This is a genomic window from Dysgonomonas sp. Shenzhen-Wh21 (genome assembly GCF_043392705.1).
Taxonomy (GTDB): Bacteria; Bacteroidota; Bacteroidia; order Bacteroidales; family Dysgonomonadaceae; genus Dysgonomonas.
The window spans coordinates 1-3,190 of sequence record NZ_JAIXHZ010000150.1; the positions used below are offsets into that span (position 1 = coordinate 1).

Annotated in this window: 8 protein-coding genes; all 8 read right to left on the reverse strand. The window is 35.4% G+C overall.

Features of this window, described 5'->3' with window-relative positions; all coding sequences use genetic code 11:
• Window positions 1-697: 697 nt before the first annotated feature.
• Window positions 698-910, reverse strand: coding sequence for a hypothetical protein (locus LDB17_RS10150; RefSeq protein WP_252639490.1), 213 nt, complete (start codon window positions 908-910; stop codon window positions 698-700).
• Entirely contained in the window at window positions 907-1,053 is a 147-nt protein-coding gene (locus tag LDB17_RS10155) for a hypothetical protein (protein WP_252639491.1), read from the reverse strand. The genes LDB17_RS10150 and LDB17_RS10155 overlap by 4 nt, the downstream gene beginning before the upstream one ends.
• Window positions 1,043-1,285 (reverse strand): hypothetical protein, encoded by a 243-nt coding sequence (locus tag LDB17_RS10160; RefSeq protein ID WP_252639492.1) that lies wholly within the window; start codon window positions 1,283-1,285, stop codon window positions 1,043-1,045. Before LDB17_RS10160 ends, LDB17_RS10155 begins: the two co-directional genes overlap by 11 nt.
• Window positions 1,275-1,616, reverse strand: coding sequence for a DUF5681 domain-containing protein (locus LDB17_RS10165; RefSeq protein WP_252639493.1), 342 nt, complete (start codon window positions 1,614-1,616; stop codon window positions 1,275-1,277). Before LDB17_RS10165 ends, LDB17_RS10160 begins: the two co-directional genes overlap by 11 nt.
• 33 nt (window positions 1,617-1,649) lie before the next feature.
• A complete protein-coding gene (locus LDB17_RS10170) occupies window positions 1,650-2,081 on the reverse strand; it encodes a hypothetical protein (RefSeq protein WP_252639494.1) in 432 nt (143 codons plus the stop codon).
• A 51-nt stretch (window positions 2,082-2,132) separates the two neighbouring features.
• Complete coding sequence (locus tag LDB17_RS10175; RefSeq protein ID WP_252639495.1) at window positions 2,133-2,780, reverse strand: hypothetical protein; 648 nt, start codon at window positions 2,778-2,780, stop codon at window positions 2,133-2,135.
• A gap of 3 nt (window positions 2,781-2,783) precedes the next feature.
• Window positions 2,784-2,975: a hypothetical protein gene (locus LDB17_RS10180; protein ID WP_252639496.1), complete on the reverse strand. Its 192-nt coding sequence runs from the start codon at window positions 2,973-2,975 to the stop codon at window positions 2,784-2,786.
• 30 nt (window positions 2,976-3,005) lie between these two features.
• A partial coding sequence (locus LDB17_RS10185) for a hypothetical protein (protein WP_393925023.1) occupies window positions 3,006-3,190 on the reverse strand: 185 nt, incomplete at its 5' end.

Sequence of the window (3,190 nt, forward strand, 5' to 3'; positions counted from 1 at the left end):
TTACACTATTATACAACGAAGTTATGGTGTTGGTAAATTGAAGAGATGAATCATCTTCTTTAAGAAGAAAAGAATCAATAAAATCAAAAGGATTGCTTTCTAAGACCTCACGAGCGATCAATTAGAAGAAGAAAAACCTAAAAAACATGATGAAGCATTTATAATCAATAGGTTTAAGAATAGATTAATAAATAAGAACCCAGATTTATTTACTAAAATAAGCAATAAAAATATTGATATTAATTATAAAAGCTTAAATTTCAGATTCGATATTGCATGGCAAAATGGAACATGCAATTTGGTTAAGCCGGTCGGATTTGATTTAGTAGAAGAGCAGTCAATTCAACGAAAAACGGCAGAATACTGCAGCTATTTACATTGGTTAGAGCCATATTTAGCAAATAATAATTCAAGAATAGATTTACTTCTTTCTAAGCCAAGTAATAAAAATCTTCATAAGATTTATTCAAACTCAATAAAACTGTTGAATGAAGTTAATTCCCCTAAACGAATAATAGAATTTGATGGCTTAGATGATTACGTTAATGAAGTTCAAAAATATGTAATAGCCGAGGCTAATTCTTAAAGAAAAAGGTTTAGCATTCACATCTCCCGACCTCCGAGGGTTCAAATCTATATTAAAGGCATAAAAAAGGGTATTCCCAATCTACACCCTCAACACCTCATCAATAAAACATCACGAACGATCATTAATTATTGAAGTGATGGACTTTCCATTATTGTAAGCGGTCAGTTCGTCTTTACTTAATGGTATGCCGTTATCCATCCCTATATTATCATAGTACATTGCAGGGTCACACGTGCGATCTATGATAGCGATAGTAATAGTTTCGGACTTCTCTCCTTTGAGTTCCGATAGGATGCGTTTAATTTTATCCTGTTTATTCATTCCAATTGTTTTTTAGCGGTTTTAAGAGCTTCTTTCACTTTGTCAGAGCTAGTTATCCACCAACCGATGGGAATAGACGTTATCGCCTCGTATCCCTTTAATTTGGATAGTATTTTATTTACCTTGTTCTTTTTAGTTTCCATTGCTTAGTACCTTTTGGTGTAAATCGTGAAACGTTTGTAACTCTTCATCTGTAAGCTTCGATAAATCATAATCGAGTGTCTCAATGATCTTTCGTGCTTGCTCCTTTGTCATTGGCTTTGTCTTTGAATGTTCCCTGCAAGCCTCAACTAATTCGGGGAACTTCTCAAAATTCAGTTTGCCGACTGCAATAGCAGCCAGTAATCGTGTTTTTAAATCTCTATCAATCTTCATCTTCATTCATTTTTAAATTATTCATTCTCTCTAATAGCGCATCCACAACCTTGTCAGGTGCTTTGTCCAATAGTTTTTCAAGCTCGCTATATTCGGCTGCAATCTGGGCTTCAACGCTGATAGATTGCTGCTTTGGAACTACATACTGCATCAGTCGTTCTATAATCATTAGCCTGTCTTTTGGCTCTAATTCTTTCAAGTCTTTTTCAAACTTTGATCTATTGCCGTCTATTAGCTCCTGAATCCATGTTTTAAGTTCAGTAGTAACTTTATTCGGTATACCCTTTGGTCTGCCTTTGGGGTTTCCTGTTTGTCCTTTCCTTTGTGCCATATCAAAATATGTATATCAATGTTCTTTTCATATTTACCTTTGGATAAGTTCCAATATCCTTTTCTCAATCCTGAACTGTATTTCTGCTAAAACCGTGTCACAATTAGCCCTAAATACGTTGTATGTCTTGTAGTGGAACGATATAGGATTTATCAGATTAGAGATATGAGAGGGTGACAGATCGAACAAAATAGCGATTCTTTGTCTCATTCCTCTTATCATAAAGTTATCCGATAAGGCTCTAGGACAATACAGCATTAATATGCAGAACAAAAAGACTTGCTTATATTCTGCTTTATCCTCATCGGGAAAGTCCTTTATTTCGGCTACAATATCCTTATACCAACCATACAGCAATGGGATATGTTGTAAGTCCGTTAATTCAGGCTTTAATATTTTACCCTCTAAAGCTTCCATTCTCTTTTTGAGTTCGGATAATTCGGTGATATTATTTAGCTGTTCCATAAATCTGGCAAATATACCCCCGGACGATTAAGCCCGGAGGTTGTTTATAATTTATCTTTTTCCTACCCGAAAACCATTCGCATTGCACTCTTTCAAAACAAAAGGGTCTGTTTCTGCATTTCTAAAAGCCATTCTGATGAGAGAAGGCTCGTTAATGTCATTTCTTGCGATGGCTAGTATTCCAAATGGTCGTAACCTGTCATCCAGTGCTTTTAATCTTTCTACAATAGATACAGCTTCGCTCCAGATCTCCATTTCTTCGGGTGTCTCAGCATAAATAGTAAAAGACTCCTCTATTTCAGATTTACCTTTATCTGATAATACGATAGCTCCGTTCTTTATTTCAAGGAACGAAACATCACATCTTGGTTTCATATTTTTTACATCAATGCGTAATTGCTTGAAGTCATGCATTATTGTGTCATCGAGTTCTCTCTGCATCCTATCACGAAGCCCTGGTATAGATATACGTGATACTTCTTGTTGTATATCCCGTACCATCTTACTTTCACTTTCTGCTCCACCGTTAAATAGATCTACAATCGTGCTAATGCTCCATTCTAAACCTAAATTCTCAAATCTGATGCGAAGCTCATTCAATTTAGTCAGTTGGTTCTTGAATTCGTAAAATTTACTGCTTGCCCCCTGCTCGGAATACCCGATCTTAATTTTTTCAAATTCTACAACATTCTCTTTCATGGTTTACTTGCTGTTTACTATTTGTTTAGTTCCTTCATTTATCTTTTCAGCTATGGCTTTCGATTCAGCCTCATCGTGATACCCTAAATCCGAGCGGGTGTCATTGATGATACTGATAAGTTCTTTACTGGCTTCTGAACCGTATTTAGCCTCAAATCGGCAAATTCTTTCGTTCGCTACTTTAGCTTCACTCATAATGATTTTAATTTTAAAAGATTTAATAATTTATTTGATTTTCAATGTTCCGTTATCATTCCATATTTGACCCACTTCTAAGTTTGCAGCACTTGTAGGTAGCCATTTTGCTATAACCTTTAGCGTATTGGTCTCATTCATATAATTAATTGAGAAATTCGTTTTTTCCGTTTGTCCGTCACTTTCAAATGTTGATACTTCAATCATTCCGGGGC